Origin of the sequence: Bacillus sp. M6-12 (genome assembly GCF_002860285.1) — a bacterium.
GTDB lineage: Bacteria > Bacillota > Bacilli > Bacillales > DSM-1321 > Peribacillus.
On the sequence record NZ_PGVF01000006.1, the window covers coordinates 286,081 to 310,947 of the forward strand.

The 24,867-nt window shown below is 43.1% G+C and carries 28 protein-coding genes and 1 tRNA gene; 27 read left to right on the forward strand and 2 right to left on the reverse strand.

Features of this window, described 5'->3' with window-relative positions; all coding sequences use genetic code 11:
- Positions 1–92: 92 nt before the first annotated feature.
- Genes hprK through CVD28_RS09650 form a run of 5 tightly spaced genes read left to right on the forward strand, consistent with a single transcriptional unit; the run spans position 93 to position 4,024 of the window.
- Complete coding sequence (hprK, locus tag CVD28_RS09630) at positions 93–1,031, forward strand: HPr(Ser) kinase/phosphatase (protein ID WP_101592155.1); 939 nt, start codon at positions 93–95, stop codon at positions 1,029–1,031.
- Positions 1,032–1,078: 47 nt separating this feature from the next.
- Positions 1,079–1,888 carry a prolipoprotein diacylglyceryl transferase gene (gene lgt, locus CVD28_RS09635; protein ID WP_101592156.1) on the forward strand — a complete coding sequence of 270 codons (810 nt, stop codon included), beginning with the start codon at positions 1,079–1,081 and terminating at the stop codon, positions 1,886–1,888.
- 24 nt (positions 1,889–1,912) lie between these two features.
- A complete protein-coding gene (locus CVD28_RS09640) occupies positions 1,913–2,860 on the forward strand; it encodes a nucleoside recognition domain-containing protein (RefSeq protein ID WP_101592157.1) in 948 nt (315 codons plus the stop codon).
- Positions 2,850–3,503, forward strand: coding sequence for a pyrophosphatase PpaX (gene ppaX / locus CVD28_RS09645; protein WP_101592158.1), 654 nt, complete (start codon positions 2,850–2,852; stop codon positions 3,501–3,503). The genes CVD28_RS09640 and ppaX overlap by 11 nt, the downstream gene beginning before the upstream one ends.
- Positions 3,500–4,024: an acyltransferase gene (locus tag CVD28_RS09650; protein ID WP_101592159.1), complete on the forward strand. Its 525-nt coding sequence runs from the start codon at positions 3,500–3,502 to the stop codon at positions 4,022–4,024. The genes ppaX and CVD28_RS09650 overlap by 4 nt, the downstream gene beginning before the upstream one ends.
- 79 nt (positions 4,025–4,103) lie before the next feature.
- Here CVD28_RS09650 and CVD28_RS28710 read toward each other — a convergent pair whose 3' ends face one another.
- Entirely contained in the window at positions 4,104–4,238 is a 135-nt protein-coding gene (locus tag CVD28_RS28710) for a hypothetical protein (protein ID WP_257985817.1), read from the reverse strand.
- Positions 4,239–4,540: 302 nt separating this feature from the next.
- On the opposite strand from CVD28_RS28710, the gene CVD28_RS09655 reads away from it, so the two are divergent.
- From CVD28_RS09655 to CVD28_RS09725, 15 genes are all read left to right on the forward strand, one after another.
- Positions 4,541–5,716 (forward strand): ATP phosphoribosyltransferase regulatory subunit, encoded by a 1,176-nt coding sequence (locus tag CVD28_RS09655; protein WP_101592160.1) that lies wholly within the window; start codon positions 4,541–4,543, stop codon positions 5,714–5,716.
- Complete coding sequence (gene hisG, locus CVD28_RS09660) at positions 5,709–6,362, forward strand: ATP phosphoribosyltransferase (protein ID WP_101592161.1); 654 nt, start codon at positions 5,709–5,711, stop codon at positions 6,360–6,362. Before CVD28_RS09655 ends, hisG begins: the two co-directional genes overlap by 8 nt.
- Positions 6,363–6,406: 44 nt before the next feature.
- The gene (hisD, locus tag CVD28_RS09665) at positions 6,407–7,672 is read left to right on the forward strand and encodes a histidinol dehydrogenase (RefSeq protein WP_101592162.1); all 1,266 of its coding nucleotides are present in this window, start codon (positions 6,407–6,409) and stop codon (positions 7,670–7,672) included.
- A gap of 100 nt (positions 7,673–7,772) precedes the next feature.
- A complete protein-coding gene (hisB, locus tag CVD28_RS09670) occupies positions 7,773–8,360 on the forward strand; it encodes an imidazoleglycerol-phosphate dehydratase HisB (protein ID WP_101592163.1) in 588 nt (195 codons plus the stop codon).
- Complete coding sequence (gene hisH / locus CVD28_RS09675) at positions 8,361–8,993, forward strand: imidazole glycerol phosphate synthase subunit HisH (RefSeq protein WP_101592164.1); 633 nt, start codon at positions 8,361–8,363, stop codon at positions 8,991–8,993. It begins immediately after the preceding gene.
- Positions 8,993–9,730, forward strand: a complete 738-nt coding sequence (hisA, locus tag CVD28_RS09680) for a 1-(5-phosphoribosyl)-5-[(5-phosphoribosylamino)methylideneamino]imidazole-4-carboxamide isomerase (protein WP_101592165.1) — start codon at positions 8,993–8,995, stop codon at positions 9,728–9,730. The genes hisH and hisA overlap by 1 nt, the downstream gene beginning before the upstream one ends.
- Positions 9,727–10,485 carry an imidazole glycerol phosphate synthase subunit HisF gene (hisF, locus tag CVD28_RS09685; protein ID WP_101592166.1) on the forward strand — a complete coding sequence of 253 codons (759 nt, stop codon included), beginning with the start codon at positions 9,727–9,729 and terminating at the stop codon, positions 10,483–10,485. The genes hisA and hisF overlap by 4 nt, the downstream gene beginning before the upstream one ends.
- Positions 10,482–11,117: a bifunctional phosphoribosyl-AMP cyclohydrolase/phosphoribosyl-ATP diphosphatase HisIE gene (gene hisIE, locus CVD28_RS09690; RefSeq protein WP_101592167.1), complete on the forward strand. Its 636-nt coding sequence runs from the start codon at positions 10,482–10,484 to the stop codon at positions 11,115–11,117. The genes hisF and hisIE overlap by 4 nt, the downstream gene beginning before the upstream one ends.
- Positions 11,118–11,716: 599 nt before the next feature.
- Complete coding sequence (locus CVD28_RS09695) at positions 11,717–13,216, forward strand: tetratricopeptide repeat protein (RefSeq protein ID WP_101592168.1); 1,500 nt, start codon at positions 11,717–11,719, stop codon at positions 13,214–13,216.
- 112 nt (positions 13,217–13,328) lie between these two features.
- Positions 13,329–14,279, forward strand: a complete 951-nt coding sequence (gene trxB, locus CVD28_RS09700; RefSeq protein WP_101592169.1) for a thioredoxin-disulfide reductase — start codon at positions 13,329–13,331, stop codon at positions 14,277–14,279.
- Between the two features lie 505 nt (positions 14,280–14,784).
- A complete protein-coding gene (locus tag CVD28_RS09705) occupies positions 14,785–15,243 on the forward strand; it encodes an NUDIX hydrolase (protein ID WP_101592170.1) in 459 nt (152 codons plus the stop codon).
- A gap of 42 nt (positions 15,244–15,285) precedes the next feature.
- Complete coding sequence (gene rapZ, locus CVD28_RS09710; protein WP_101592171.1) at positions 15,286–16,179, forward strand: RNase adapter RapZ; 894 nt, start codon at positions 15,286–15,288, stop codon at positions 16,177–16,179.
- The gene (locus tag CVD28_RS09715) at positions 16,176–17,156 is read left to right on the forward strand and encodes a gluconeogenesis factor YvcK family protein (protein WP_101592172.1); all 981 of its coding nucleotides are present in this window, start codon (positions 16,176–16,178) and stop codon (positions 17,154–17,156) included. Before rapZ ends, CVD28_RS09715 begins: the two co-directional genes overlap by 4 nt.
- A 62-nt stretch (positions 17,157–17,218) precedes the next feature.
- Positions 17,219–18,157 carry a DNA-binding protein WhiA gene (gene whiA, locus CVD28_RS09720; protein WP_101592173.1) on the forward strand — a complete coding sequence of 313 codons (939 nt, stop codon included), beginning with the start codon at positions 17,219–17,221 and terminating at the stop codon, positions 18,155–18,157.
- A 38-nt stretch (positions 18,158–18,195) separates the two neighbouring features.
- Complete coding sequence (locus tag CVD28_RS09725) at positions 18,196–18,453, forward strand: HPr family phosphocarrier protein (RefSeq protein ID WP_101592174.1); 258 nt, start codon at positions 18,196–18,198, stop codon at positions 18,451–18,453.
- Between the two features lie 142 nt (positions 18,454–18,595).
- Here the strand turns inward: CVD28_RS09725 and clpP are convergent, their stop codons facing one another.
- On the reverse strand, positions 18,596–19,210 hold the full coding sequence (gene clpP / locus CVD28_RS09730; protein ID WP_101592175.1) for an ATP-dependent Clp endopeptidase proteolytic subunit ClpP: 615 nt from the start codon (positions 19,208–19,210) through the stop codon (positions 18,596–18,598).
- A 604-nt stretch (positions 19,211–19,814) separates the two neighbouring features.
- Between clpP and CVD28_RS09735 the strand changes: the two genes are divergently transcribed.
- The 7 genes from CVD28_RS09735 to gap all read left to right on the forward strand — a co-directional run bounded on the left by CVD28_RS09735 (position 19,815) and on the right by gap (position 24,827).
- Positions 19,815–19,886, forward strand: a tRNA-Arg gene (locus tag CVD28_RS09735).
- A gap of 216 nt (positions 19,887–20,102) precedes the next feature.
- The gene (locus CVD28_RS09740) at positions 20,103–20,321 is read left to right on the forward strand and encodes a hypothetical protein (protein ID WP_101592176.1); all 219 of its coding nucleotides are present in this window, start codon (positions 20,103–20,105) and stop codon (positions 20,319–20,321) included.
- Between the two features lie 42 nt (positions 20,322–20,363).
- Positions 20,364–20,534 (forward strand): hypothetical protein, encoded by a 171-nt coding sequence (locus tag CVD28_RS28000; protein ID WP_180954091.1) that lies wholly within the window; start codon positions 20,364–20,366, stop codon positions 20,532–20,534.
- Between the two features lie 288 nt (positions 20,535–20,822).
- Positions 20,823–22,142, forward strand: a complete 1,320-nt coding sequence (gene rpoN, locus CVD28_RS09745) for an RNA polymerase factor sigma-54 (protein ID WP_101592177.1) — start codon at positions 20,823–20,825, stop codon at positions 22,140–22,142.
- Between the two features lie 192 nt (positions 22,143–22,334).
- Positions 22,335–22,574 carry a glutaredoxin family protein gene (locus CVD28_RS09750; RefSeq protein WP_101592178.1) on the forward strand — a complete coding sequence of 80 codons (240 nt, stop codon included), beginning with the start codon at positions 22,335–22,337 and terminating at the stop codon, positions 22,572–22,574.
- Positions 22,575–22,745: 171 nt separating this feature from the next.
- On the forward strand, positions 22,746–23,768 hold the full coding sequence (locus tag CVD28_RS09755) for a sugar-binding transcriptional regulator (protein WP_101592179.1): 1,023 nt from the start codon (positions 22,746–22,748) through the stop codon (positions 23,766–23,768).
- A 51-nt stretch (positions 23,769–23,819) separates the two neighbouring features.
- Complete coding sequence (gap, locus tag CVD28_RS09760; RefSeq protein WP_101592180.1) at positions 23,820–24,827, forward strand: type I glyceraldehyde-3-phosphate dehydrogenase; 1,008 nt, start codon at positions 23,820–23,822, stop codon at positions 24,825–24,827.
- The last annotated feature ends 40 nt before the right edge of the window (positions 24,828–24,867 follow it).

A 24,867-nucleotide genomic window follows, 5' to 3' on the forward strand; every position in this document is an offset into this window, starting at 1 on the left:
CTGTGTATGTTTGGTTCTTTCTAAAAAAGTGCTAAAATAAAGAAAGCGTAAAAAATTCTAACTGGCGATGACTCCAAAAGGGGGAACTATATATGGCAAAGGTTCGTACGAAGGATCTGATTGAAGAGTTTAAATTGGAGCTAATCAGTGGTGAAGAAGGCATCAACAAGCCAATTGTAACAAGCGATCTTTCCCGGCCCGGGCTTGAGATGGCCGGTTTTTTCGATTATTATCCTGCTGAGCGGATTCAGCTGCTTGGAAAATCAGAAATGACTTTCTTTGAAAAGCTGAATGAAAATGAACAACGGATTCGCATGGAAGAGCTTTGCCGCGACATAACCCCAGGCATCATTATTACCCGTGACCAGGAGGTTCCCCGTGAATTGATAGAAGCATCTGAACGGGAATCAGTTCCTGTGATGCGGTCAAGAATGAAAACAACCAGATTGTTCAGCCGTTTGACGAATTACCTGGAAAGCAAACTGGCGCCAACAACAGCCATTCATGGCGTTTTAGTAGATATTTACGGAGTTGGTGTATTGATAACAGGTAAAAGCGGCGTTGGTAAAAGTGAAACTGCCCTTGAACTTGTGAAAAGGGGTCACCGGCTGGTAGCTGACGATTGTGTAGAAATTCGCCAAGAAGACCAGGACACACTGGTCGGTAATGCTCCAAAGCTGATTGAGCACCTGCTCGAAATCCGCGGGCTGGGCATCATCAATGTGATGACGCTATTCGGAGCTGGAGCTGTCCGCAGCTTTAAAAGGATTTCACTAATCATTAATTTGGAGCTATGGGAAAAAAACAAACAATATGACAGGGTAGGGCTTGATGAAGAAAAATCGAAAATTATCGATACGGAAATTACCAAGCTGACTGTTCCTGTACGTCCAGGAAGAAACCTTGCCGTAATTATTGAAGTCGCCTCGATGAATTTCCGCCTGAAGCGGATGGGTGTCAATGCAGCGCAGCAATTTTCTGACCGTCTGACTGATGCAATCGGTGAAGAAGGCCAAGAAGACTCTTTTTAGATATAGAGATAAAAAAGTGAAGTAAACAGTAAAGAGAGGGAGATAGAATGGGTGCAGGAAGTAAGGCAATAGATCCAATTGCGTTTTCACTTGGACCGCTTCAAGTACACTGGTATGGGCTGATTATCGGTTCAGCTGTACTGCTGGCTTTATGGCTTGCGATGCGGGAATCTGAGAAAAGAGGTTTGGGTAAAGATACCTTTGTTGATTTAATTTTGTTTGCCGTTCCAATCGCAATCATTTGCGCAAGGATCTATTATGTTCTTTTTAAATGGGACTTTTATTCGCAAAATCCGGGCGAAATCATTAAAATATGGCATGGCGGAATTGCCATTCATGGCGCCTTGATAGGGTCTGTTCTGACAGCGATTATCTTTGCGAAAGTAAGGAATATTTCTTTCTGGAAGCTGGCGGATATAGCTGCTCCCAGTATTCTGCTCGGCCAGGCTATCGGGAGATGGGGGAATTTCATCAACCAGGAAGCACATGGCGGGGAAGTATCCAGAAGCTTTTTGGAAGGAATTCATTTGCCGCAGTTTATTATCAATCAAATGCAGATTGACGGAACCTATTATCATCCAACCTTTTTGTATGAGTCGCTATGGAGCCTGTTGGGTGTAGTCATCCTGATAGCATTGAGAAGGGCGAACCTGCTGCGCGGGGAAATGTTTTTAATTTATGTGATCTGGTATTCTATCGGCCGTTTCTTTATCGAAGGGCTTCGGACTGATAGCCTTATGCTTACAGAAAGCCTTAGGATTGCCCAGGTCATTTCTATTGTGCTGATAGCCTTGGCTGTGATCCTGATCGTCTTCAGAAGAGTAAAAGGGATAAATAAAAGATATGTAGACGCGTAGCTGCTGCTCGGGAGGGGAAATGGCATGCTGAAAAACTCTGCCAGAAAGGGGCTGGAGGTTGGCCTTAAAACAACCTGGACACTCGGAAAGGTTATATTTCCTATTACTTTAATTGTTTTTATATTGCAGTTTACCCCTGTTCTGGAGTGGGTGATTTCCGTAATCTCTCCTTTTATGAAAGTGCTGGGTTTGTCTGGTGACGCTGCTATACCGCTTGTGATCGGCAATTTTCTGAACCTGTACGCTGCAATCGGGGCTATTTTAACACTGGAACTGCCGGTAAAAGAAGTATTTATCATTGCGGTCATGCTTTCTTTTTCACATAATATGCTGGTTGAATCAAGCGTTGCCTTGAAGGTTGGAGTCAAACTGTGGGTAATTGTGGCTGTCCGCATAGGGCTTGCTATCCTGTCAGCCATAATCATAAACATTGTCTGGCAGGGAGGCTCCGAAATAGCTCAGTACGGCCTTGTCAGCTCTCAGACTCCTGAACTGTCAGGCTGGAGTTCGATTCTTTTGGCTGGCCTGCAAAAAGCAGCATTCGGAATTCTCCAGCTGGCGTTAATTGTTATTCCGCTTATGATTATTATTCAAATTATGAAGGATCTAAATTGGCTAACGGTTTTTTCAAAGAAAATTGCTCCATTTACTAGGATGCTTGGAATGAAGGAAAATACGTCAATGACGATGGTTGCCGGTTTGACGATTGGCCTGGCGTATGGGGCTGGGGTCATGATACAGGCTGTTAAAGAGGATAATGTCAGCAAAAAGGATATGACGCTGGCGTTTATCTTTCTGGTGGCCTGCCACGCTGTTGTAGAGGACACTCTAATTTTTATCCCGCTTGGCATCCCGGTTTTACCATTGTTTTTAATAAGGATTACCGTAGCAATCCTGCTGACGGTGACAATCTCTTTTATATGGAACCGTGCAGAATTGACAAGAAGGAAGGAAGCTTCATATGAGCACTGATATTACAACCTTATTATTTGATTTAGATGGAACACTAATCAATACAAATGATTTAATTATCGCTTCTTTTACAGCAACATTGAATCATTACTATCCTGATAAATATCAGCGGGAAGACATCCTGCCATTCATGGGACCGCCTTTATATGACACGTTTGTCTCCTTAGACCCGGAGCGGGTGGAAGAAATGATCGCCCGATATCGCGAGCATAATCTGGCAAACCACGATTTGATGGTGAAAGAGTTTGACGGTGTTTATGACACGGTTAAAGCATTGAAGGAAGCTGGCTATAAGCTGGCGATTGTGTCGACAAAAATTCATGATACGGTGGTAAGAGGCCTGCGCGTGGCACGGCTGGAGGAATTTTTTGATGTAGTGATCGGGCTGGATGACGTTGAAAATGCCAAACCCGATCCGGAGCCGGTGCTAAAGGCTTTAAGGCTCCTTAATTCAGAGCCGGAGGAGTCCATAATGGTCGGTGACAATCACCATGATGTGCTTGCTGGGAAAAATGCGGGGACAAAAACCGCGGGAGTGGCCTGGACGGCAAAAGGCCGTGAGTATTTAGATCAATTTGAGCCTGACTTTATGCTGAACAGCATGGAGGACTTGCTTGACATTTTAAAGGTAGCTGAAAAATGAGGCGTACTACCAGGCATCCAGTCAGCGGAGCGAATTCCCTCTGGCATGTTTATAAAACAGTTCCGTTTTTTAAGGTCGTAAAAAATTTCGCTGTGATCCAGATGGCCAGGTACACTCCTTTCCTAGGTGTGAAAAATTGGCTGTACCGCACCTTTTTGAACATGAAGGTCGGGGATCAGACGTCATTTGCCCTGATGGTGATGCTTGATGTGATGTTTCCCGAAAAAATATCGGTAGGGCGCAATTCGGTAATCGGCTATAATACAACGATACTGGCCCATGAGTATTTAATCGAGGAATACCGTCTGGGAGAGGTTGAAATCGGCAGCGAGGTTATGATTGGGGCCAATTCAACCATCCTTCCAGGAGTGAAAATTGGCGACCGGGCAATTGTTTCTGCGGGAACCCTTGTTCATAAAGATGTGCCGGCAGGCTGCTTTGTCGGCGGCAATCCAATGAGAGTAATATATACAATGGAAGAAATGGAAGAGCGGAAAAAAGCGGATCTTGCTAAAGTATGAGAACCATAGAGCGGGCTGTTTTTATGTAATTAACAATGAATCTGATTAGGGAATTGCCCGTAAAAAGGCTAATTCCCTATTATTTTTCCAGTAAAATGGATAATTCATCTTCAAGATGTTTCATGACATCCTGATACGTAATATTTTGCTCTTTTTGAGCGGTTTCATATGTTGATTTTAAGATTTCTACAAAGTATTCATATTTCGTGTCCATAATTATTGTTTTCCATGTTGTATTAGACGTTCATTTCCTATACCCGTAAAAAAGCCCGCTAAACTTGCTTAATAACTTTACATTTATAAAAACAATACCGATAAGCTGGGAAAAAGCTGCTTACATAATTTTCTGTTTTTTCTCTGGTTTTTTGGGCTCTTTTCCTTGACGCGATTCTTAAGTGGCGGTACACTACTATTAACTTCACTATATTAGCATATTAGCGAACTAAAGGATTTGTAAAATATATCGTTTTTGGAATAATATATAGATTAGATATTTCAGGTATAGGATGTGCTGTCATGACCAAGCTGTTTATGTTTGAGAAGCCACTAGGTATGAGGGACACGCTTCCGTTGTTGTATGAAGCGAAGTCAGCAGTAAGAAAAAAAATGACCGATGAAATAAAGCTGTGGGGCTATCAATTTATTGAAACGCCTGCACTTGAATATTATGAAACAGTAGGCGAGGCTTCAGCTATATTAGATCAGCAGCTGTTTAAACTGCTTGACCAGCAAGGTCATACGCTGGTTCTTCGGCCTGATATGACTGCTCCAATTGCCCGTGTAGCAGCCTCCAGGCTCTTAAATCAGCAAATTCCAGTTCGCCTGGCTTATGATGCGAATGTATACCGCGCCCAGCAGCGGGAAGGCGGCCGGCCGGCGGAATTTGAACAGATTGGCATCGAGTGCATTGGAAATGACACTGTCAGCGCTGAAACGGAAAGCATCGCTCTGATGGTGTCGGCACTTAAAACGGCAGGTTTGGCAGAATTTCAAGTGTCGATCGGCCATATTGGATTTGTCCAGGCGCTTTTCTTAAATATTCTAGGTACAGAAGAGCGGGCAAGTGTTTTGAGGAAGTTTTTATATGATAAAAATTATGTAGGTTATCGGGAGCATGTAAAATCGCTTTCGTTATCCTCCATTGATAAACAGAGGCTTCTGGATTTTCTCAGCTTAAGGGGCGGGGTTGATACCTTGCAAAAAGCGGAAACACTTATGGAAAATGCTGCAGGAGCAGCTGCGCTTTCGGAATTAAGGGAAATCATGGAGCAATTAAACGACCATGATGCGGCACATATGGTCCATATAGATTTAACTCTTATCAGTCATATGAGTTATTATACTGGCCCGTTATTTGAAGTGTATGCCGGAAATATCGGTTCTCCGGTCGGAAATGGCGGCCGTTACAGTAATTTGCTCAAAAAGTTTGGCCGCGATGTACCTGCTACCGGTTTTGCGGTCCATGTAGATAAATTGGTGGAAGCACTGGGCGAGCCTGAGTCTGCTGAACAGGTGTCCTGTATTCTCTTTAGCCAGGAAAGAAGAAAAGAAGCGCTGGAATGTGCCCAGGAAAAAAGACGGAATGGAATAAGGGCAGTTGTTCAGGATATTAATTCGGTCCAGGATGTAGACAGATTTACGGCTGCTTACCAAGAGGTTGAATTATTTATAGGGGGGAAGCGGGATGAATGAGTATGTAACAATTGCCATGCCAAAGGGGCGGATTTTTGAAGAAGCCCTGGAATTATTGCGCAAGGCAGGCTTCGTCCTTCCGCCTGAATTCGATGATTCCCGCAAGCTGATTTTAGAAGTGGAAGAAGAAAAGCTTCGCTTCTTTCTGGCTAAACCGATGGATGTTGTTACATATGTTGAACATGGTGTGGCCGATATTGGCATTGCAGGCAAGGACGTTATGCTTGAAGAGGAAAGAGTCGTATACGAACTGCTGGATTTGAAGATTAGTGCTTGTTATCTTGCAGTGGCTGGCTTGCCGGATACAAAGATGAGTGATGTTGCTCCAAAGGTTGCCAGCAAATACCCAAACATTGCCTCCAGCTATTTTCGAGAGCAGGGAGAACAGGTTGAAATTATCAAGCTGAATGGGTCCATTGAGCTGGCTCCCATGATTGGGCTTGCTGAAAGGATCGTTGATATTGTTTCAACAGGGCAAACATTAAAGGAAAATGGATTGGTTGAGTATTCGAGGATTGCTTCTGTTACTTCTCGTCTGATTGCCAATCCCGTCAGCTTCCGGCTTAAGGAAGAGCGGATATCTGAAATTGTCGATCGTCTTGCAGCAGTTATTGATAGATTAGAATCCGGAGAATCAGTATTTTAAACTTTTCTCAGATGACAGTAATAACGCAGAAAAGAGGCACAGAAATGGAAATAGAACAATTAGCCGAAGGTCTCTCTTTAAAGCGGTCGGTTGAAACCGGAACAGAAGAGCAGCGCGAGGCAGTGAAAGAGATCATTCTTAAGGTAAGGAATGAAGGAGACAGTGCTCTGTATGAATTAACGCGCAGATTTGATGGAGTCGATCTTAATAGTTTAAAAATTACCGAGAATGAAATAAATGATGCATTGAAGGAATTAAGTAAGGAGCACGTGGCAATCATTCGCGAGGCGGCAGAGAACATCCAGGGCTTTCACGGAAAACAACTGCGTAATTCCTGGATTTCAACGGATGAAAACGGCACGATGCTCGGACAAAAAATTACGCCCCTGGATTCTGTTGGTGTCTACGTGCCCGGGGGAACAGCTGCTTATCCTTCGTCTGTTCTGATGAATGTATTGCCTGCCAAAGCTGCTGGAGTAAAACGGATTGTGATGGTTACCCCGCCTTCCAAGAATGGGGGCATATCGCCAGCTGTGCTGGCGGCAGCCAATATCGCCGGCGTCACTGAAATTTACAGTATAGGCGGAGCTCAGGCGGTAGCGGCTCTGGCATATGGCACGGAAACGATTGAAAGAGTCGATAAAATTGTCGGTCCTGGAAATATTTTTGTCGCCCTTGCAAAGCGTGAAGTATTCGGGGATGTGGACATTGACATGATTGCCGGACCGAGCGAGATTGCGGTTCTGGCAGATGATACGGCGATACCTGCAGAAGTGGCAGCAGACCTGTTATCTCAGGCTGAGCATGATACCCGTGCCTGCAGTGTGCTGGTTACCACTTCAATGGAGCTTGCTGAAGGTGTTGCAGCCGAAGTCGAAAAACAGCTTGCCGGCCTCCCGCGTGAGGAAATTGCAAGGGCAGCCATTAAGGAGTTTGGCCGGATTTTTGTAACGGATACCATGGATTCGGCGATTTCAGCAGTGAACGAGCTGGCGCCCGAGCATTTGGAAATCATCACCCGGGACCCCATGAATGTAATGGCAAAAGTCCGCCATGCCGGAGCGATTTTTCTTGGAAGGTACAGTTCAGAGCCTGTGGGCGACTATTTTGCCGGACCTAACCATGTACTGCCGACAAACGGAACAGCCCGGTTTTCCAGTCCGTTGAATGTCGATGATTTCCAAAAGAAATCAAGCATCATTATGTACAGCGAGGAAACATTTAAAGCCAATTCTGAGAAAATAGCAGCATTTGCAAGGCTGGAAGGGCTTGAAGCGCATGCGCGGGCTATTGAGGCTCGCACAAAATAATTGGAATGTTGATGGTCCTCTATAACAAGCAGAAATAATATTAAGGACCTTGTCCAATGAAGAGTGGAATAGTGATTACTAACCGAGGGGGTTTTTGCGGATGGAACGTACAGCCAGAATCGAACGGAAGACAAATGAGACAAATGTTAAGCTTGATTTATCAATCGATGGCGAGGGACAGTCTTCCATTGAAACGGGCGTGCCTTTTATGACACATATGCTGGATTTGTTTACGAAACACGGTCACTTTAATATGACTGTCGATGCCAAAGGTGATATCGAGGTGGACGACCATCATACGACCGAGGATATCGGAATTTGCCTTGGACAAGCACTGGTTCAGGCGCTGGGCGACAAGCGTGGAATTAAACGATACGGTAATGCGTTTGTTCCTATGGATGAAACATTGGCACAGGTTGTGGTTGATTTAAGCAACAGGCCCCATCTGGAGCTGCGGGCAAATTTCCCGTCCCAAAAGGTGGGAACCTTCGATACAGAACTGGTACACGAGTTTTTATGGAAGCTGGCACTTGAAGCAAGAATGAACCTCCATGTGATCGTCCATTACGGGCAAAACACTCACCATATTATCGAGGCGATTTTTAAAGCGCTGGGCCGTGCTTTGGATGAAGCAACCTCCATAGATCCCCGGGTAAAAGGGATTCCATCCACGAAGGGAATGTTGTAAATGATCGGCATTGTCGATTACGGCATGGGCAATCTTTTTAGCGTCAGTAAAGCCCTTGAGCGTTTACAGGTGGATAGTTTTATCTCTGATGAGCCGGCAAAGCTTGAGAAGGCAGACGGAATCCTTCTTCCGGGAGTTGGTTCCTTTAAGGATGCTATGCATTTGCTTCATTCATTAAAACTGAATGATTTCCTGCACAGTTATGCCGAAAGCGGCAGGCCTTTGCTGGGAATTTGTCTTGGAATGCAGCTTTTGTTTGAGGAAAGCGTAGAAAACGGACTAACACAGGGCCTTTCCCTGCTCCCGGGCAAGGTAATCCGATTGCCTGAATCAGGTGAGGACGGGATCAGCTATAAGGTGCCTCATATGGGCTGGAACAGGCTTCATTTCGTCAATCCTTCCCCTGTATTAAAGGGAACCAAAGAAGACTTTGTGTATTTTGTCCACTCTTATTATGTGGCTGCAGAAGACAGAAACGTTATTCTTGCCTCAGCGAATTATGGAGTAGAAGTTCCGGCGGTTGTCGGCAAAGGAAATGTCTATGGCATGCAGTTCCATCCTGAGAAGAGCAGTGATATGGGAATGTCGCTGCTGAAAAATTTCATCGAGCTAGCAGAAGGGAAGAAAGAATAGTGGAGAATTTCGCCATTTACCCGGCAATAGATATGCGCGGAGGAAAATGTGTCCGTCTAATTCAGGGAGACTACAATCGGGAAACGATTTACGGGGATTCCCCTTTTGATATGGCAAAATCCTTCTCAGAGCAGGGAGCTGCATGGATTCATATGGTCGACCTCGACGGGGCAAAGGCTGGCCAGATTGTAAACGGGCAGTTTGTCATCCAGGCTGCCAAAGAGCTTTCGGCGAACATTCAAATCGGAGGCGGTATCCGCTCTGAAAAGGACATTGCAAACTACCTGGAGAACGGGATTGAAAGAGTCATCCTCGGAAGCGCAGCCGTTTCCGATCCGAATTTTACAAAAGAAATGCTGAAAAAATACGGCAGACATATTGCAATCGGCATCGATGCAAAAGATGGCATGGTTGCCACTCATGGCTGGCTGAATACTTCTGAAACGGAGGCAGTAGAGCTGGGCAAGGCACTTGCTGATGCCGGAGCGGAAACGTTTATCGTCACTGATATCGCCACAGATGGCATGCTGTCAGGCCCGAATGTCGAAGGTGTTCTGCGGATGGCTGAAGAAACGGGCCGGAATGTCATTGCTTCCGGCGGTATTAGCTCACTGGGAGATTTGCAAAAGCTGAAAGCCTATTATTCACAGGGGATAGTAGGCGCCATCGTCGGAAAAGCCTTATATGAAAATAGATTTACGTTAAAAGAGGCGCTTGAAGAGGTGAAATCCTCATGATAACAAAACGGATCATTCCTTGCCTTGATGTGAAGGAGGGCAGGGTTGTGAAAGGCGTTCAGTTCGTTTCACTGCGTGATGCCGGAGATCCTGTGGAGCTGGCTGAATTCTACGATCGTGAAGGCGCGGATGAACTAGTGTTTCTTGATATTTCTGCCTCCCACGAAGGCCGCGAGACGATGGCTGAGGTAGTCAAAGAAGTGGCTGCCAGACTGGCCATTCCATTTACAGTTGGAGGGGGCATTAATTCCTTAGATGATATGAAACGGATTCTAAGGGCCGGGGCAGATAAAGTTTCACTGAATACTGCGGCTGTCCTCCGTCCTGAATTAATTAATGAGGGTGCTGCCTACTTTGGGACGCAATGCATCGTTCTTGCCATAGATGCAAAATATGACCCGGAACTTGGATCTTGGAGAGTATATACACACGGCGGTCGAAAGCCGGCAGATAAAGAAGTTATTGCCTGGGCACGAGAAGCTGTGGAACGTGGTGCAGGTGAAATCCTGCTGACAAGTATGGATAATGACGGCGAAAAAAAGGGGTTCAACCTGGAATTGACCCGGGCTGTCAGTGAAGCGGTCTCTGTCCCTGTCATTGCTTCCGGCGGTGCCGGAAATGCAGAGCATTTTGAGGAAGCGTTTAAATCCGGAAAAGCAGACGCCGCTTTGGCGGCATCGATTTTTCACTATAAAGAAACCTCCGTACATGAAGTGAAACGATTTCTAAAGAGCCAAGGAGTGTTGGTCAGATGAATATAGAACAACTGAAGTTCGATGAAAAGGGACTGGTCCCTGCCATCGTCCAGGATGCAAAAACGAAAGAAGTTTTAACTCTTGCTTATATGAATGAAGAATCTTTGAAACTTTCATTGGAAACAGGCGAAACCTGGTTTTACAGCCGATCAAGACAGGAGCTGTGGCATAAAGGAGCTACAAGCGGCAACACTCAGAAAATCGTAGAAATGAAGGCGGATTGTGATCAGGATGCAATCATTGTGTTAGTAGCTCCTGAAGGGCCTGCCTGCCATACGGGTGCTGTCAGCTGCTTTGGAGAGGGAGACGAGGTAAATGCGTTGGCAGCAGAAACAAGTCCAGGCGTACCTTCGGCAGACTTTTTGCTCGAGCTGGAGCAGCTGATTGGGGAAAGAAAAGCTGCCATGCCAGAGGGATCTTATACAAAGTATCTGTTTAATGAAGGCGTAGATAAGATTTTAAAAAAGGTTGGGGAAGAAGCAGCTGAGGTTATCATCGCAGCCAAAAACCGGAGCCATGAAGAGCTGAAATGGGAGTCAGCTGATCTTCTTTACCATTTACTCGTCCTGCTGCAAGAACAAAACCTTCCTTTCCAGACTGTACTGGATGCACTTAAGGAAAGGCATAGATAAGAAAATCCCTGCAAGGGGGTTTTTTATTTGCGTTTTAAAAAATGTGTATATAAATCCGTTCACGATTTAGATGAATTGATTATAGTTAATCAGCTGAGTTTGTCATTTTTTGTCGAGAAATCGATATATACCAAAAAGCGACGATAAAATCTGAAATTTGATGATAAAATCCAGAAATTGACGATAAATTCTCGAGATCGCTGATAAAATAGCGAAGTTGACGATATTTAGATATTATAGAGGTACAGGGTATGGGTATATCGCCCCCTGAAAGCACAGAAATACCTGTTATTAACCCGAAGATCTCCCCAATTTATGGCAGCGGGATGTTTGATTTACACCTTTACGGGAAAAACAGTCATAAAACTTGTTTGTTTTTCTCCATAACGTCGCTAGATCATAGGCGTAAACATAGTTTATGTTCCATATACCCCAGTCCAAAAGTCGAAGCCGCTGAAATTTTAGTTTAATGGAATAAGTCTGGTGATATGGCATTATATCCCGCTGTTCTTTTCCTGGATAACTTCTATCCTTCTGCTTCAAATCAGCAATAGTATGCTATAATAGTAGAGTTAATCTGCTTTAAGATGGAGGACTTCATGGGGAACGATTCAAAAGGCGGCCAACAGGCCAAAATTTTACCCTTTCACCCTACAGGGGAATATTATTTTTCAAAAGGTTTAAAAGCATATCACAGACGTGATTTATATAAAGCTAAGAAATTTCTGGAACGGGCGATGGAGCTTGAGCCTAACGAGCCGATGATTGCCTGCCAGCTTGCAATTACCTGCACGGAAATGGGCGAGTATTCGTACTCAAACAATTTGCTCGAAAATATATTAAATGTTTTAGATCCATTCATGGCCGAATGCCATTACTTTTTGGCAAACAATTATGCTCATCTCGGAATGTTTAAGGAAGCTTACCGCCATGCGAATGCCTATCTTGATAAGGAAGAGGACGGAGAATTTTCAGAGGATGCTGAAGATCTTCTTGATCTCATTACTTTTGAAACTGATGAGGGCGAGGAAGGCTACAACCAGGAAGATGGCCTCATTTTTAAACAGGAAAAAGCAAGAGAGTATCTTGAATCCGGAGATTTTACACAGGCCATAGAGGTATTGTTGGAAACAATAGAGGAATACCCCGATTTTTGGTCGGCCTATAACAATTTGGCGCTGGCCTATTATTATGTTGGCCAAACCGAAGATGCATACGGGACGCTGGACACCGTTCTTGAAAAAAGTCCGGGAAATCTTCATGCACTTTGCAATATGGCTGTGTTTCATTTTTACCAGCAGAAGGATGATAAGCTGGATAAACTTGTTCAATCTCTTGCCAAGATCCGTCCAATCGTTATGGAGCAAAGATTCAAGCTTGGCGCAACATTTGCTTTGGTTGGCAAATACGACCTTGCTTATCAGTGGCTTAAACAGCTGCAGAAGAATGGATTTGAAGGGGATGCCACTTTTTATTATTGGCTTGCCCTTTCTGCCCATTATCAGGGCTATGAACATACAGCAAAGCAAGCTTGGAAACGAGTGCTTGATATAAGTCCAGACAAGGCTGGCATGGAGCCGTGGGCCGAAGGGAATACACAAACAGCAGGTTTCAGGACTCAAATGCCTTCCATTCTGAAGCGAATGGAAAGTGAATATACGGAAGAAAGACTGTTTGCTATTTTCCTTGCTAAGCATTCTTTGGAAAAAGACAAGCTTATCCAGCATTCGCTATTCATGGAAAATGAGAATCTAACAGAGCCTGAGCAAGGTTACATTATGCTGCTGGGCGGAAAAAACCAAAGCGTTAATAGCGGGATTGAATTTGCTGACCGCACTGCTGAGCTGCTCTATAAACATTACAGCATAATTCAAGCTTCAGAAGCTGGTTTATTTCTTATGTGGTTTTCCTTATTTGCGGAAGCAGTTAATGAGAACATCAAGCTGACAAACCCGGCAGCCTGGGCTGCAGCCACGGAATATACTTGGAACAAGCTTAGGGATGAGAAGAAAAGCCAGCAGGAAATCGCAAAAAAATACTATATTTCCACCTCCACATTAGCTAAATATGTAAAATTAGTGAATTCGCTCCTTCATTGAGCAAATATTTGGACTGTAAATTATTTGTTATATAGGATATGAGTAGGGAAATGCTAAAGAGTAATAAAAACAAGTCTTTGGCCACTGTATTTTTTTGAGGGAGTGAAATAAGGTGTCAGAAGAAAAAATCTATGATGTGCTGGTAATTGGTGCAGGACCGGCAGGAATGACTGCTGCTGTTTATACATCCCGTGCCAATCTATCGACATTAATGCTTGAACGCGGTATACCTGGCGGGCAAATGGCGAACACGGAAGAAGTCGAAAACTATCCAGGCTTTGACCATATTCTTGGCCCTGAATTATCGACAAAAATGTTCGAACACGCAAAAAAATTCGGAGCAGAATATGCATACGGTGATGTGAAAGAAATCATCGATGGCGAAGAATATAAAACAGTTAAAGCTGGCTCTAAAGAATTCAAAGCGCGTTCAGTAATCATTTCTGCCGGTGCGGAATATAAAAAATTAGGCGTTCCTGGCGAGAACGAGCTAGGCGGACGGGGCGTTTCGTATTGTGCTGTCTGTGATGGAGCGTTCTTTAAAAAGAAGGAACTAGTAGTTGTTGGAGGCGGAGACTCGGCCGTCGAGGAAGGTGTTTATTTAACGCGCTTCGCTTCAAAGGTAACGATTGTTCACCGCCGCGAAGAGCTGCGTGCCCAAAAAATCCTTCAGGATCGAGCATTCGATAATGATAAAATTGATTTCATCTGGAATCATACAGTGAAACAAGTTAATGATAAAAACGGAAAAGTTGGAAGTGTGACTCTTGTTTCCACAGAGAACGGTGAGGAAAAGGAATTCCCTGCTGACGGAGTATTTATTTATATTGGAATGCTGCCGTTGACAAAACCGTTTGAAAACCTGGGAATTACAAATGAAGCAGGTTATATTGAAACAAATGAACGGATGGAAACAAAGGTTCCTGGAATCTTTGCAGCGGGGGATATCCGTGAAAAAACACTGCGTCAGATCGTTACAGCTACCGGCGATGGAAGCATAGCAGCCCAGAGTGCCCAGCATTTTGTGGAAGAGCTTGCAGAACAAATGAAATTAAAAGGGTAATCTTTACAATTCGTAATTCTGTTTTAATTATTCTGTAACATATATGCAACAATGTTCGGGTATAGTTAGAGTAGTAATTGACCCCCTTTTATATTTATAAATCCTTTGGATGGCACAGTTTATGTAAACTGTGTCTTTTTTTTGTTTCCACGTGCAACTTGCGCGTAGCGGCTTTTTTTGCAGGAAATTAAAAATGCATCACACGGAACTAAGCGCATGCTTTGTGAGAATGAGGAAAGTACTGGCGTCGACATAGGACGTGCCAGACCTTAGTTGACGTGGGCACTTCCGCTTTTCTTTGATTTCCAGATATCTGTTCATTGTGGGCAGTTTTGAAAAATAGTATAATAAAAGGAATACGTTTTCATCTAAATATAGAAAAAATGCAAACAATATTAATTAAAACAATGTCTGCTTTTCTCTGTAATAGAACCATTGTCCTGAAAGTTATTGACTTTCATAAAAGTGGGACAGATGCAGAGCAAAAAGCTCCGAGGTGAAAATAGTGCAGCGTGTCACAAACTGTGTATTAGTTAAGGATAATAAAGCTTTGTTATTGCAAAAGCCTCGCCGCGGATGGTGGGTTGCTCCAGGCGGAAAGATGGAGCCTGGTGAATCGGTGAGAGATGCATGCATAAGAGAATACCGGGAAGAAACAGGTGTTTATCTGAAAAATCCTTCCCTCAAAGGTATTTTCACCTTCATTATGAAGGAAGGAGATAAGGTGCTCTCTGAGTGGATGATGTTCACTTTTTATGCCGTAGATTCCGATGGTGTCAATGTAGATGAATGTGAAGAGGGCAAGCTGGAATGGCATGCTCTTGATCAGATAAAAAACCTTCCTATGGCAGAGGGAGACACACATATATTGGAATATATGATTCAAGGGACAGGGATTATTTACGGAACCTTTACCTATACACCGGATTTTCAGCTCTTATCTTACAGGCTTGATCCAGGCTGATGAGAAAATATAGATAAATAAGTTAGCGGGGGGAAGAAGAAGTTGAGTACAGGATCTGTAAGTGAGACACAATTGGTAGTGATTACAGGTATGTCGGGAGCCGGGAAAACGGTTGCGATTCAAAGCTTTGAGGACTTAGGCTTTTTTTGCGTGGATAATCTGCCGCCAACTCTGCTTCCAAAATTTCTTGAACTGATGAAGGAATCGGGCAGCAAAATGAATAAAGTGGCCTTAGTAATGGACTTAAGGGGCAGGGAGTTTTTCGACCATTTATTCCGCGCTCTGGATGATCTTGCGGAGACCTCATGGGTTACTCCAAATATCTTATTTTTGGATGCGGATGATTCAGCGCTGGTACGCCGTTATAAAGAAACACGCCGGACTCACCCGCTTGCGCCTTCAGGGCTGCCGCTTGAGGGAATAAAAGCAGAGCGGAGCTTGCTGGAGGAATTAAAGGGCAGAGCACAGGTTATTTACAATACATCAGAGCTGAAGCCCAGAGAACTTCGGGAAAAAATTCTTACCGAATTTTCGGTTGATAAAAAACCTGTATTTACCGTGAATGTCATGTCCTTTGGATTTAAACATGGCCTGCCGATTGATGCTGATCTCGTTTTTGATGTCCGATTTCTTCCTAACCCGCACTACATTGACCATATGAGACCAAAAACCGGATTGGAAGAAGAAGTGTCAAGCTATGTTCTGAAATGGAACGAAACGCAAAAGTTCCTTGAAAAGGTAACCGACCTGCTAGGTTTTATGCTTCCCCATTATAAACGGGAAGGAAAGGCGCAGCTGGTTATAGCCATTGGATGTACGGGCGGCCAGCACCGTTCTGTCGCTCTTGCAGAATATATCGGGCACTTCTTTCAGGATGGGTATGTCACCCGCATCTCACACCGGGATATTGCAAAGAGGAAGGAAAAAAAGGAATGACCAAGAACCCAAAGCAGCCTAAAATCGTGATTATCGGCGGAGGTACTGGGCTGTCTGTCTTGCTGAGGGGATTGAAAAATCTCCCTGTTGATATCACTGCCATTGTGACGGTCGCCGATGACGGCGGCAGTTCAGGAAGATTGCGAAAAGAAATGCATATCCCCCCGCCGGGCGATATCCGCAATGTACTTGCTGCTCTTTCTGATGTCGAACCGCTTGTTGAGCAGATGTTCCAGCACAGGTTCGGCAGTACCAATGAATTGGCAGGGCATTCGCTTGGGAATTTGATTCTCGCTGCCATGACTTCCATTACCGGTGATTTTGTCCATGCCATTCAGGAAATGAGCAAGGTGTTAAATGTACGGGGAAAAGTGCTCCCTGCAGCTAACCAAAGTGTTGTGCTGCACGCTGAAATGGAGGATGGCACTATCGTTTCCGGAGAATCAAAAATTCCTTATTCAGGAAAAAGGATTAAAAAGGTATTTTTGACACCAAGGAAAATTACTCCTCTTGCAGAAACGATTCAGGAAATAAGAAGGGCGGATTTAATTGTTATTGGTCCTGGAAGCTTATACACCAGCATCCTTCCTAATCTGCTGGTCCCGACGCTCGGGAAGGAAGTTTGCAGGTCGAAAGCAAAGAAGGTCTATATATGCAATTTAATGACCCAGGCAGGAGAAACGCTCGACTATACAGCAAGTGATCATGTTGAAGCAATCTATAAGCATATGGGATGTGCGTTCATGACCACTATTCTCGTTAACAATGAACCTATTCCGGAAGATATCCAGCTCAAATATAAAGAAGAATACGCAAAACCGGTTGAATTTGATTTGGAACGGCTCAAGGAACTTGGCCTGGATATTGTCCAGGAGAAAATTATTTCTTATGAAGGAAGCGCCATTCGACATGATACAAAAAAGGTCGCGGCTTTATTATATGAGCTGCTGCCGAATGAAACCAAACCCTTGGTTTAACGTATAAAGAATATGGGCATCGGTTTTTGGATTTAGTGTAAGTGGTTTGGAGGTTGGATCGAATGTCATTCGCATCAGAAACAAAAAAAGAGCTGACAACCTTGGAAGGGAAGGATTGCTGCGCAAAAGCAGAGCTATGCGCACTTATTCGGATGAACGGGTCCCTATCGTTTTCCAATCGGAAGCTTATTGTTGATATTCAGACAGAAAACGCAGCTATCGCACGCCGAATCTATACGCTGCTGAAAAAAGTGTACCAAGTACAGGTTGAACTTCTCGTCCGAAAAAAAATGAAGCTCAAAAAGAATAATGTCTATATTGTCCGAATATCATCGGAAGCGCAAAGAATTCTTGAAAACTTAGAGATTCTTGGCGCGGGCTTTGAGATCCAGCATACTATCTCAGACAGCATTGCAGGTAAAAAATGCTGCAAGCGTTCCTATTTAAGAGGAGCTTTCCTTGCGGGGGGATCAGTAAATAATCCGGAAACTTCGTCCTATCACCTGGAAATTTTTTCACTGTATAAGGAACACAACGACGAGCTTTGTGAACTGATGAATTCCTTTGGTTTAAAGGCAAAAACGCATGAACGGAAAAAAGGGTACATAACGTATCTAAAGGAAGCAGAAAAAATTGCCGACTTTTTTAACCTGGTAGGTGCCCATCAAGCGCTGCTGCGTTTTGAAGATGTACGAATCGTCCGGGATATGAGGAATTCAGTGAACCGTCTGGTGAATTGTGAAACTGCGAATCTCAATAAAACAATAGGGGCTTCTTTAAGGCAAGTAGAGAATATACGTTTTATCGATCAAACAGTTGGCCTTGGCGTCTTGCCGGATAAGCTTCGGGAAATTGCGGAACTGCGGGTGGCGTATCAGGATGTCACCCTTAAGGAATTGGGAGAAATGGTTTCTGGAGGAGCAGTCAGCAAGTCAGGCATCAACCATCGTTTGCGAAAAATTGATGAAATAGCAGAGAAGATTAGAGCCGGGGAAGCGTAGAAATTTGGAAAGCAAAAATTGAAGGGAGAGGGAAATGAATGGTGGAGAAACAAGTGGAAGTCCGCTTGAAGTCCGGACTGCAGGCACGTCCTGCTGCACTTTTTGTTCAGGAGGCAACCAGGTTCAGCTCGGAAGTCTTTCTTGAGAAGGATGGCAAGAAAGTGAATGCTAAGAGCATTATGGGCTTGATGAGCCTGGCTGTCAGTTCGGGAGCCAGCATTATACTGAGCGCCGATGGAAGAGATGAAGAAGAAGCAGTTTCAGCTCTTGCTGCTTTTATTGAGCAGGAAATATAAAAAAAAACACCCGGCTGGGTGTTTTTTTTATAATGTATAACTTTTTTTCGTGTACAGATAACTGCTTCAGCGCCCCGCCCTGATGCATATGATGTGCTGACGCCGACGCTCTATTTTACAGGGTGCTTGCGCTTTTCTTATATTATTCTTTATCTTTTTTATTGTCAGTTGCCATTTCATTGCGAGTTATTAGCTTATCGATCAATCCGTACTCTAATGCTTTTTCAGCAGGCATGAAATTGTCACGCTCTGTATCGCGTTCGATAACATCAAGAGGCTGGCCTGTACGCTCAGCAAGGATTTTGTTTAACTTATCACGCAGATACAGGATACGGCGAGCTGCGATCTCAATTTCAGTTGCCTGGCCTTGTGCACCGCCCAATGGCTGGTGAATCATTACTTCAGAATTAGGAAGGGCAAAGCGCTTTCCTTTTTCCCCTGCAGCAAGGAGGAATGCCCCCATTGAAGCAGCCATTCCGATACAAACTGTAGATACTTTAGGTTTAATGAACTGCATAGTATCATAAATCGCCATACCGGCAGTGATGCTTCCGCCCGGGCTGTTGATGTATAGTGTAATATCCTTTTCCGGGTTTTCTGCTTCAAGGAATAACAGTTGAGCTACAATGGAGTTAGCCACATTATCGTCAATTGCGCTTCCAAGCATGATGATGCGGTCTTTCAGCAAGCGGGAATAAATGTCATATGCACGTTCACCGCGGTTTGTCTGTTCAATAACTGTAGGAATTAAATTCAAGTTATTCTCCTCCTTTTATAAGAGAGCAAATTTATATATTCCGGATAAGGGAATACTTAGTAATGTTAATGATACACCTTTTGGTCAATTTAGGTCAAACGAAAGGCCTGCCGATCGGTATTATTCGTTCGACAACACTTATACATATTTCATTGTTATGTTATTTTTGGATATTCTTTGCTTTCTAAAGAAATATGAGATTATACTTCCAATCCATGCATGGAAAAAAGAGTAAACAGTTAGCACATGCTGACCTGATAAAGGCTGTGTGAGGAAAGCTGAAGTATTCCTAAGTGATTTTACATTTACGTTTCCTTTAGTTTTTCTTAGACCGAACAACCGGCGAGGCGCAGCCCTTGTTCACTGAAAAATATGTATTAACAGCCTTTAACCATAATACCCAATGTTAGGCAAAATAAACATGAACCAATGCGAAGAATTAATTTAGGCATATATGAATTTTGAAATGAAAATATCCTTTCTGGGAAAAAGTGACCCTAAAGAAGTTTATGCCCAAAGGGTTGCAAAGATGATGGAAATGTCATATAATAATATTTGTCGGCTCAAGATTTATCGGCTGATATTGATAAAAAAATTCAAACATGCCCTCGTGGTGCAACGGATAGCACGTAAGATTCCGGTTCTTGAGATGTGGGTTCGATTCCTGCCGAGGGCGCTACTATTTACCTGATACCATTGTGTTTTAATTACACGATGGTATTTTTTTATGATCATTTTTATTTAATTAAATGGGTACATAATAAACATCAAAGATTGAGATAATGTTAAGATAGAGGTTAAGGATAATCCTTGCTAAAAATTAATAAAAAGTGGTTTGGAGGACAGGAGTCACGTTTTGTCTAAATAATAGAACAAAAAGGAGTATGCGTAAATGACTACAATGACCACAATCACTTTTGCTAATAACCAAAAAGAGTTGGATCGTAAAATTGAACAAATTATACAAGACCATGAACGACGAAATCCTGCAAGTATAGTTGAGATTTCTTACTTAGATCCGAAAATAAATGATATTCATTTTCTACCGCACCAAATCATGCAATTATTAATTGGAATACGAATAGTAGACCAAGCGAATGACAACAAATAAGCACCGTTAAGGGTGCTTGTTTTTTTGAAAAGGGGAGTAAAGGTGGCAGATCGAAACAAATACAATAATGGCGAAAAAGTAAAATTAAAAACAACAGATGAATTAGTAACAATAAAAAAATGGCAGTATATAAAAAACATGAAGGCGTACTCTTATACCGTAAAAGAGCATCCCTCAACTTTTTATTTTGAAGATGAACTTTACAAAGAATAAACGGTACTGAGACTTGCAGATACTCAGGAAAGCCATTGAAGAAGCTCAAGAATTAGCCAGGAATTTTATTAAAATAACAGTTACAGCTTAAGAAACCTTGAAGCCAGCATAGACTATGCTGGTTTTTTAGTCCTCAGTAAGACCAGGTGTTCAATTTTAGAGACAACTCAGAAAAGGGCCGTGTTCCATGTCTGCTTCCATTCATAAAATAAAAAAGTAAGCGTTTCCACTATCTTTCATTCCGCATTTTAAATAAATCATGTAAAATGAAAAAAGGGGGTGAGATGGATGAATATGAAAGCAGGGCTTTTTCAGCAACAGTCGTTAAAGCTGGCAATGACACAGGAATTAAGCCAGGCAATTGCGCTTTTGCAGTATTCTACACAAGAGCTTTCTTCTTTTTTAGAAGGCAAATCACTGGAAAATCCCCTCATAGCAATTGACCACACTATACACCATTCTTATAAACCGAGAGTTAATAAACGAAATTACGGGCATGGAAACGATCATAAAGCCTGGATTGAACAAATAAGTGATGAGCAGGAAACACTTGAAAACTATCTTTTATCACAATTGAATTTTAAGCAGCTGTCCAAAACTCTGTTAAAGGCTGTACAGCATTTAATCCATAGCTTGGATGAAAACGGGTATCTTCGTATTCCGATATCGGATATCGCAATAGAAAAAAATTTTCCTGAGGAACTGGTTCATTCAGCTCTGTCTATCTTGCAGAGTCTTCAGCCTGCAGGCATAGGAGCGAGAAGCCTTCAGGAATGTTTGCTTATCCAGGCAAGGGGAAGCTGCTGGCACGATACAGCTGAGCGGATACTCTCTGGACATTTCATCTTATTTGCTGAAAAGAAATGGAAAGAACTTTCGAAGCTAACGGGACTTTCGTTAACAGCCATCCAGGAGGTTTTTGATTATATACAGTCTTTGAATCCCCGTCCGGGCTCAGCTTTCGTTTCAGAAAAGCCGGGATATATTATTCCTGACGTTATTGTAGAATATATAAATGGGGAATATTCTATTGGGACCTTTGACGGAACAGGTTCCAAGCTAACATTTAATCAAGAATATTATCAAGAAATGAAAAACCATAAAGATCAGCAGGTTAACCAATTTATCTCCGAAAAAATGCAAGAGTTTCAGTGGATTGCCAGAAGCATTAAGCAGCGTAAAGAGACAATAATAAAAGTGATGGGTAAAATAGTCGAAAAACAGCCAGACTGCTTTTCAAAAGGCCTTACTCATTTAAAGCCAATGACGATGAAGGAGATTGCTGAGGATCTGGGGATCCACGAATCAACCGTCAGCAGGGCAGTTAAGGAGAAATTTGTCCAGGCGCCGTTTGGGACGGTTGAGATGAGAGCCTTCTTCTCAGCCAATCTGCAAACAGTTTCAGAAGACGATATTTCAGTGCTCCAGGCAAAGAAAGAGCTGCAATGTGTGATTGATAATGAAAACAAAACAAAACCACTATCTGACCAGGATATCTCTGATATACTAAAAGGAAAATGCGGAATTGTACTATCAAGAAGAACGGTGGCTAAATACCGTGATCAGCTTGGAATTCCATCATCCACAAAGCGAAAACGGTATACTTGAATTGGCAAGACAATAGAATTTAAGTGTGTGTACTTCCTGGCCTTTTTATATGAAAATCCACTTAAATTGGGCTATTTTAAAGGTAATTATTGTTTTTGGCATTAAGTTGAGTGGAGCTGAAAGCGAGCGCCTGGAGCGGCAATCAACAGCCAAGTATATCAGAACTTAATTTTTTAAAAAGGACTGACTGTTTTGACTGAACTAATTCTTTATACTAGAGATAAGTGCCCGCTATGTGACAAAGCAAAAGACCAGCTTAATGAATTTAAAAATGAAACAAGGCTATCATTTCAGGAAGTCGATATATACAGTGATGATGCCCTTATCGAAAAGTATGGGTTAATGATTCCTGTTCTTGAATGGCGCGGTGAGGTTATCCAATACGGAAACCTGGATATGGAGGATCTCCGGAAACGATTGATAAAATCCTGAGCGGAGAAACCGGTTTCGAAAAATTAACAATCGTATCAGTTGAAGTACGAAATCATTCCTGTTAGTATAAGTTGTGTAGCAGGGGTGATTTTTTTTGGAGGTTCTGGGACAAAATATGTCACAGCGGGACTAAAAAAGTCCAGCTACTCTACATATTAAGGAGAGTTGCCTGTGCGCTGGTTACTAGACATACAACAAAGATTATTGCCCGACTTCTTAAACGTTATGCAAAAGCGGTACCATATTCTCCGTTATATCCGCTCAATGCAGCCGGTTGGACGCAGGAGCCTGGCACTAAGCCTGAATCTTACTGAAAGGACGCTGCGCAGCGAGGTTGAGTTCCTAAAGGAACAAAATCTGATTGAGGTATTCAGTTCAGGAATGCGCCTGTCCGGAGAAGGTGAGGATATCCTTCAAAAATTAGAGGGAATAATGAGAGAAGTAATGGGTATAGACATAATGGAAAAAAAGTTGAGGGATGCGCTCAATCTGAGAGAGATAGTGATTGTTCCAGGCAATAGCGATGAGTCTCCATGGGTGAAAAGCGAACTTGGCAAAGCTGCAGCCGCCCGTATGAAAAGAGAGTGGCAAGGGAAAAATATCATAGCTGTGACTGGCGGTTCAACTATTGCAGAAGTTGCTAATATGCTTACACCGGTAACAAACGGACAAGAATTGCTGTTCGTGCCTGCTCGCGGCGGGCTTGGAGAGAATGTCCATAATCAGGCTAACACGATTGCAGCCCAAATGGCTCACAAAACGAATGCTTCATATAAGGTGCTATATGTTCCCGATCAGGTAAGCGATGAAGCGTATCAATCATTTTTGAAGGATCCAGGCATAAAAGAAGTGTTTTCGCTGATCAAAACGGCTAATATGGTAATCCATGGGATCGGTGATGCGATCAAGATGGCGGAAAGGCGAAAAACCAGCCTGGAAAATTTAAAGGTCATTGAAGAGGGGCAAGCTGTTGGAGAAGCGTTTGGTTATTATTTTAATGAAAATGGTGAAATTGTCTATAAAGTTCGGACAGTTGGAATCCAGCTAAATGACCTAAGGCATATTAACAGTGTTATTGCGGTTGCAGGCGGTACTTCTAAAGCAAAAGCAATTCGTTCCTATATGAAGGCAGCGCCTGCCTCGACCATTTTAATTACAGATGAAGCGGCAGCAATCGAGTTAATAAAGGGGTAATCCCTTTTTATATAAAATATTATTTCCGAATGACTAGGAGGAATTTTTCTTATGACAGTAAAAGTTGGTATTAACGGGTTTGGACGTATTGGACGTAACGTATTCCGCGCAGCAATGAACAACCCTGAAGTGGAAATCATTGCAATTAACGACTTGACTGATGCAAATATGCTTGCACACCTATTACAATATGACACTGTTCACGGTAAGTTAGGCGAAAAAGTTACTGTTGACGGTGATTCCCTTGTTGTTGCAGGTAAAAAGATAAAAGTTCTTGCAGAGCGCGATCCAGCTCAACTTGGCTGGGGCGATCTTGGTGTAGAAGTTGTTGTTGAATCCACAGGCCGTTTTACAAAGCGTGCTGACGCAGCGAAGCATCTTGAGGCTGGTGCGAAAAAAGTAATTATTTCTGCACCTGCATCTGATGAAGATATTACGATCGTAATGGGTGTTAACCATGACAAGTATGATGCAGCAAGCCATGACGTCATTTCTAACGCATCTTGTACTACAAACTGCCTTGCTCCATTTGCAAAGGTACTTAACGACAAGTTCGGCATCAAGCGCGGTATGATGACAACTGTTCACTCTTACACAAATGACCAGCAAATCCTTGACCTTCCGCATAAGGATTATCGCCGTGCCCGTGCAGCAGCTGAAAATATTATCCCTACAACAACTGGAGCTGCAAAAGCGGTTGCCCTTGTATTGCCTGAGTTGAAAGGCAAATTAAACGGTATGGCAATGCGTGTACCTACACCAAACGTTTCTGTAGTTGACCTTGTGGCAGAGCTTGAGAAAGATACAACTGCTGAAGAAGTTAATGCAGCACTTAAAGAAGCAGCTGAAGGCGAATTGAAAGGCATTCTGGAGTTCAATGAACTTCCATTAGTTTCAACTGACTATAACGGAAGCCCTTATTCTTCTTCTGTAGATGGCTTGTCTACAATGGTAATGGAAGGAAACATGGTTAAGGTTCTTTCTTGGTATGATAACGAAACTGGCTACTCAACTCGTGTTGTTGATCTAATCGACTTCATCGCAAAAAAAGGCCTGTAATATTCTTAGTTAGAAAACCGGATAATTCGTCATTAATTTG

Coding starts and splice junctions, on each gene's coding strand:
- CVD28_RS09715 (WP_101592172.1), top strand. CDS start 16,176: ATGACCAAGAACCCAAAGCAGCCTAAAATCGTGATTATCGGCGGAGGT.
- hprK (WP_101592155.1), top strand. CDS start 93: ATGGCAAAGGTTCGTACGAAGGATCTGATTGAAGAGTTTAAATTGGAG.
- gap (WP_101592180.1), top strand. CDS start 23,820: ATGACAGTAAAAGTTGGTATTAACGGGTTTGGACGTATTGGACGTAAC.
- hisF (WP_101592166.1), top strand. CDS start 9,727: ATGATAACAAAACGGATCATTCCTTGCCTTGATGTGAAGGAGGGCAGG.
- lgt (WP_101592156.1), top strand. CDS start 1,079: ATGGGTGCAGGAAGTAAGGCAATAGATCCAATTGCGTTTTCACTTGGA.
- CVD28_RS09695 (WP_101592168.1), top strand. CDS start 11,717: ATGGGGAACGATTCAAAAGGCGGCCAACAGGCCAAAATTTTACCCTTT.
- CVD28_RS09725 (WP_101592174.1), top strand. CDS start 18,196: ATGGTGGAGAAACAAGTGGAAGTCCGCTTGAAGTCCGGACTGCAGGCA.
- CVD28_RS09650 (WP_101592159.1), top strand. CDS start 3,500: ATGAGGCGTACTACCAGGCATCCAGTCAGCGGAGCGAATTCCCTCTGG.
- CVD28_RS09655 (WP_101592160.1), top strand. CDS start 4,541: ATGACCAAGCTGTTTATGTTTGAGAAGCCACTAGGTATGAGGGACACG.
- CVD28_RS28710 (WP_257985817.1), bottom strand. CDS start 4,238: ATGGACACGAAATATGAATACTTTGTAGAAATCTTAAAATCAACATAT.
- whiA (WP_101592173.1), top strand. CDS start 17,219: ATGTCATTCGCATCAGAAACAAAAAAAGAGCTGACAACCTTGGAAGGG.
- hisD (WP_101592162.1), top strand. CDS start 6,407: ATGGAAATAGAACAATTAGCCGAAGGTCTCTCTTTAAAGCGGTCGGTT.
- rpoN (WP_101592177.1), top strand. CDS start 20,823: ATGAATATGAAAGCAGGGCTTTTTCAGCAACAGTCGTTAAAGCTGGCA.
- ppaX (WP_101592158.1), top strand. CDS start 2,850: ATGAGCACTGATATTACAACCTTATTATTTGATTTAGATGGAACACTA.
- hisH (WP_101592164.1), top strand. CDS start 8,361: ATGATCGGCATTGTCGATTACGGCATGGGCAATCTTTTTAGCGTCAGT.
- CVD28_RS09740 (WP_101592176.1), top strand. CDS start 20,103: ATGACTACAATGACCACAATCACTTTTGCTAATAACCAAAAAGAGTTG.
- hisG (WP_101592161.1), top strand. CDS start 5,709: ATGAATGAGTATGTAACAATTGCCATGCCAAAGGGGCGGATTTTTGAA.
- hisB (WP_101592163.1), top strand. CDS start 7,773: ATGGAACGTACAGCCAGAATCGAACGGAAGACAAATGAGACAAATGTT.
- CVD28_RS09640 (WP_101592157.1), top strand. CDS start 1,913: ATGCTGAAAAACTCTGCCAGAAAGGGGCTGGAGGTTGGCCTTAAAACA.
- hisIE (WP_101592167.1), top strand. CDS start 10,482: ATGAATATAGAACAACTGAAGTTCGATGAAAAGGGACTGGTCCCTGCC.